At 74.7% G+C, this 4,404-nt stretch carries 4 protein-coding genes; all 4 read left to right on the forward strand.

Annotated features, from left to right (window positions below):
* The first annotated feature begins 56 nt into the window (after nt 1-56).
* The 4 genes from ACIWVC_RS28890 (at nt 57) to ACIWVC_RS28905 (ending at nt 4,404) form a co-directional block, all read left to right on the forward strand.
* Nucleotides 57-1,220 (forward strand): pyridoxal phosphate-dependent aminotransferase, encoded by a 1,164-nt coding sequence (locus tag ACIWVC_RS28890; RefSeq protein ID WP_396454819.1) that lies wholly within the window; start codon nt 57-59, stop codon nt 1,218-1,220.
* 293 nt (nt 1,221-1,513) lie between these two features.
* Nucleotides 1,514-2,476 carry a carbamate kinase gene (locus tag ACIWVC_RS28895; RefSeq protein ID WP_396454820.1) on the forward strand — a complete coding sequence of 321 codons (963 nt, stop codon included), beginning with the start codon at nt 1,514-1,516 and terminating at the stop codon, nt 2,474-2,476.
* A 57-nt stretch (nt 2,477-2,533) separates the two neighbouring features.
* A complete protein-coding gene (locus ACIWVC_RS28900; RefSeq protein ID WP_396451325.1) occupies nt 2,534-3,640 on the forward strand; it encodes a ring-opening amidohydrolase in 1,107 nt (368 codons plus the stop codon).
* A 68-nt stretch (nt 3,641-3,708) separates the two neighbouring features.
* Entirely contained in the window at nt 3,709-4,404 is a 696-nt protein-coding gene (locus tag ACIWVC_RS28905; protein ID WP_396451323.1) for an SseB family protein, read from the forward strand.

A 4,404-nucleotide genomic window follows, 5' to 3' on the forward strand; every position in this document is an offset into this window, starting at 1 on the left:
CGCAGCGCTCCCCGGGGCGCACGGGCGCGCCGGGATCGGGGGCCTAGTCTTGTGGCGTGAGTGAGCCACTTGTCGAGCGCATGCGGGAATTCGGCGAGACGATCTTCGCCGAGATGTCGGCTCTGGCGGTCCGGACCGGGTCCATCAATCTGGGCCAGGGCTTCCCGGACGAGCCGGGCCCCGCGGGCGTGCTGGACGCGGCGGTGGACGCGATCCGCTCCGGCGCGAACCAGTATCCGCCCGGCCCCGGGCTGCCCGAGCTTCGTGAGGCCGTGGCGGTGCAGCGGCTGGGGCGGTACGGGCTGTCGTACGACCCGGCGACCGAGGTGTACGTGACGGTCGGCGCCACCGAGGGCATCGCCGCGTCCGTGCTCGCGCTCACCGGGCCGGGCGACGAGGTGATCGTCTTCGAGCCGTACTACGACTCCTACGCCGCCGTGATCGCGCTGGCCGGGGCCGTCCGCAAGCCCGTCATGCTGCGCCCCGTCGAAGGGCGGTTCACGTTCGACCCGGACGAGCTGCGCGCGGCGGCCGGCCCCCGCACGCGGGCGATCCTGGTGAACTCGCCGCACAACCCCGCCGGCACCGTGTTCACGCGCGGCGAGCTGGAGGCCATCGCGGACGTGTGCCGCGAGCACGACCTGGTGGCGATCACCGACGAGGTGTACGAGTACCTCACTTTCGACGAGACCGAGCACATTCCGCTGGCGACTCTTGACGGGATGCGGGAGCGGACGGTGTCGGTGTCGTCCGCCGGCAAGTCGTTCTCCGTCACCGGGTGGAAGACGGGCTGGGTCACCGCGCCCGCCCCGTATGTCCGGGCCGTCCAGACGGTGAAGCAGTTCCTCACGTACGCGGTCAGCGCCCCCTACCAGCAGGCCGCCGCCTATGCGCTGCGCAACGAGATCCCGTGGGTGGAGGAGCTGCGCAAGTCGCTCCAGGCCAAGCGCGACCGCCTCATCACCGGGCTGGAGGCCGCGGGGTTCACCGCCTACCGGCCGCAGGGGACGTACTTCGTGCAGGCCGACATCCGGCCGCTCGGGTTCACCGACGGCATGGAACTGGCCCGCGCGCTGCCGGAGAAGGCGGGCGTCGTCGCGATCCCGACGCAGGTGTTCTACGACCACGCCGAGGCGGGCGCCCACTTCGTCCGGTTCGCGTTCTGCAAGAAGGACGAGGTCATCGACGAGGCCGTGGAACGCCTCACCCGCCTCCACTGAGAGGCCCCCCGCCCGTGGGGCGTCCCGCCCGTGGAGCGCCCCGCCCGTGGGGCGTCCCGCCCGTGGAGCGCCTCGCCCCTCCCGTGGAGCGCCCCGCCCGTGGAGCGCCCCGTCTTGAGCGGCCGTCTGGAGCGGCCCGTCCGTGGGGCGTCCCGCTCGCGGAGCGCCTCGCCCCTCCCGTGGAGCGCCCCGCCGCGCTCGGTGCGCGTCCCCTAGAAGTTGCCGAAGAAGCGGCGCTCATTGGGCGGATTTCGCCCGTGAGCGCCGCTTTCGCGCGGGTTACCGTCCCTCCCGTGACCTGGAACGACGGGGGATCGCTCAGCGGCGAGCGGATCCTGATCGCGCTCGGCGGCAACGCCATGACCGCCCCGGACGGCAGCGCCGCGCCGGACGCGCAGGCGGCGGCGATCGAGTCCGCGATGGCGCACGTGGCGGAGCTGGTCGCGGCGGGCGCGCGGGTCGCGCTGACGCACGGCAACGGGCCGCAGGTCGGCAACCTGCTCATCAAGAACCAGCTGGCGGCGGGCGTGGTGCCGCCCGTCCCGCTGGACTGGTGCGGCGCGCAGACCCAGGCCACCGTCGGCGTGATGATCATGAACGCGCTGGAGCGGGCCCTCGCCGCGCGGGGCGCGGCCCGCCCGGTGGCGACGGTGGTGACGCGGACGCTCGTGGACGCCGGCGACCCCGGCTTCGCCGTCCCCGCCAAGCCGATCGGCCGGTACTTCCCGGAGGAGCAGGCGCGCCGGTCCATGGCGCGCGGCGAGGTGTGGCGGCCGTTCGGCGAGCGGGGCTGGCGGCGCGTCGTCGCCTCGCCGGAGCCGCTGGAGATCCTGGACGCCGACGCCGCGGCGGTGCTGCTGGACGCCGGGCACGTCGTCGTCGCGGCGGGCGGCGGGGGAGCGCCGGTGGTCCGGTCGGGCGGGCGGCTGCGCGGCGTCGAGGCCGTCGTCGACAAGGACCTCGCGGCGCAGCTGCTGGCCCGCAGGCTCGGCGCGTCCACCCTGGTGATCGCCACGGACGTGGAGAACGCGATGGCCGGGTTCGGGACGCCGCGGGCGCGCCCGCTGCACCGCACGACGGTCGCGGAGCTGGCGGAGCTGGCCGCCGCCGGGCATTTCGCCGGCGGCAGCATGGGCCCGAAGGTGGAGGCGGTGCGGCGGTTCGTCGCGGCCGGCGGGCGGCGCGCCGCGATCGCGTCGCTGGCCCGGCTGGGCGACGCCGCGCACGGCAAGGCCGGGACGGTCGTGGAGGCGTGACCCGCGGGGCCCGGCAGGGTAGAGATCGATGCGACCGAGCAGCTGAGGAGCGATGACGTGCCCGATCCGATCGAAGTCCGCAAGATCCCCATCGAGTCCGTGACCGACGCGTCCGGGCTGGCCCGGCTGATCGACGACGGGGTGCTGGAGGCCGACCGGGTCCTCGCCGTCGTCGGCAAGACCGAGGGCAACGGCGGCGTGAACGACTACACGCGGCTGCTGGCCGACCGGGCGTTCCGCGAGGTGCTGGCCGCGAAGGGCACCCGGAGCGCGGACGAGGTGGCGCGCGTCCCGCTGGTGTGGTCGGGCGGCACCGACGGCGTGCTCAGCCCGCACGCGACGGTCTTCGCGACCGTCGACCCGGCGAAGGCGCCCGCGTCGGACGAGCCGCGCCTGTCGGTCGGCGTCGCGATGAGCGACGTCATCCTGCCGGAGGACATCGGGCGGCCCGCGATGGTGGAGACCGTCGCCGCCGGCGTCCGCGAGGCCATGAAGATCGCCGGGATCGACGACCCGGCGGACGTGCACTACGTGCAGACGAAGACGCCGCTGCTCACCCTCGACACGATCAACGACGCCAAGTCGCGCGGCCGGGACGTCGTCACCGAGGACACGCTCAAGTCGATGGACATCTCCAACTCCACGACCGCGCTCGGCATCGCCGTCGCGCTCGGCGAGATCGAGACGCCCTCCGCCGACCAGATCCACCGGGACCTGTCGCTGTACTCGTCGGTGGCGTCGTGCTCGTCCGGCGTGGAGCTGGACCGGGCGCAGATCGTCGTCGTCGGCAACGTGCGCGGCATCGGCGGCCGGTACCGGGCGGGGCACGGTGTGATGAAGGACGCACTGGACGCCGACGGCATCTGGGACGCGATCCGGACGACGGGCCTCGACCTGCCCGACCGGCCCCGCACGTCCGACCTCGGCGGCCGGCTCGTCAACGTGTTCATCAAGTGCGAGGCCGACCCGAGCGGCTCGGTCCGGGGGCGCCGCAACATCATGCTGGACGACTCCGACGTGCACTGGCACCGGCAGATCAAGGCGTGCGTCGGCGGCGTCGCGGCGTCCGTCACCGGCGACCCGGCGGTGTTCGTGTCGGTCGCGGCCGTCCACCAGGGGCCGTCGGGCGGCGGCACCGTCGCCGCCATCGCCGACCTCGGGTGACTCGCCGGACACGGAGAGTATCCGGTTAGCCGCCCGCGGACGCCGCCGGAGGCTATAGCCTTCCTGGCGTGTCCGGACTGACGATTCCCGAACCACTGATCCCCGGGGACGACGGGAGCGCCGACCCCCGGCTGTGCGAGGCGCTCGCCGGGTACGCGGCCGGGCGCGTCGGCGCGCACACCGTGCTGCGGCGGCTGCAGGGCGCCCGGCTGCTCGTGCCGATCGTCGCCGTCCTCACCGAAGAGGAGGAGGCCGCGCCGGGGGAGCCGCGGCGCGAGAAGAGCAGCGAGATGGCGCTGCCGACGCTGATCGGGGACGACGGCCGGCGCGGCGTGCTCGGCTTCACCTGCGTGGAGACGATGAAGGCGTGGCGCGCCGACGCCCGCCCCGTGACGGTGCGGGGCGGCGACGCGTGCCGCGCCGCCCTCGACGAGGGCGCCGACGCCCTGGTCGTGGACGTGGCGGGCCCGGTCCCGTTCGCCGTGGACGGGCTGCGCCTGCACCTGCTCGCGGAGGGCCGCCCCGTCCCGCCGCCGCACGAGGACCCGGAGGTCCTCGCCGCGGTCGAGGCCGCGTTCGGCTCCGACCCGTCGGTGACGGGCGTCCGGGTCACCGAGGGCACGTCCGCCGAGGTCGCCGTCCGGTTCGCGGTGGTGCCGGGGCACGACGAGCGCGGCACGATCCAGCGGGTGTCCGACCGGCTCGCCGAGGTGCTCCGCGGCCGCATCGTCGGCGGCGTGGAGCTGAACGTGCTGCGCCGCTGA

The sequence above is a fragment of the Actinomadura sp. genome, assembly GCF_044508335.1.
Taxonomy (GTDB): domain Bacteria; phylum Actinomycetota; class Actinomycetes; order Streptosporangiales; family Streptosporangiaceae; genus Spirillospora.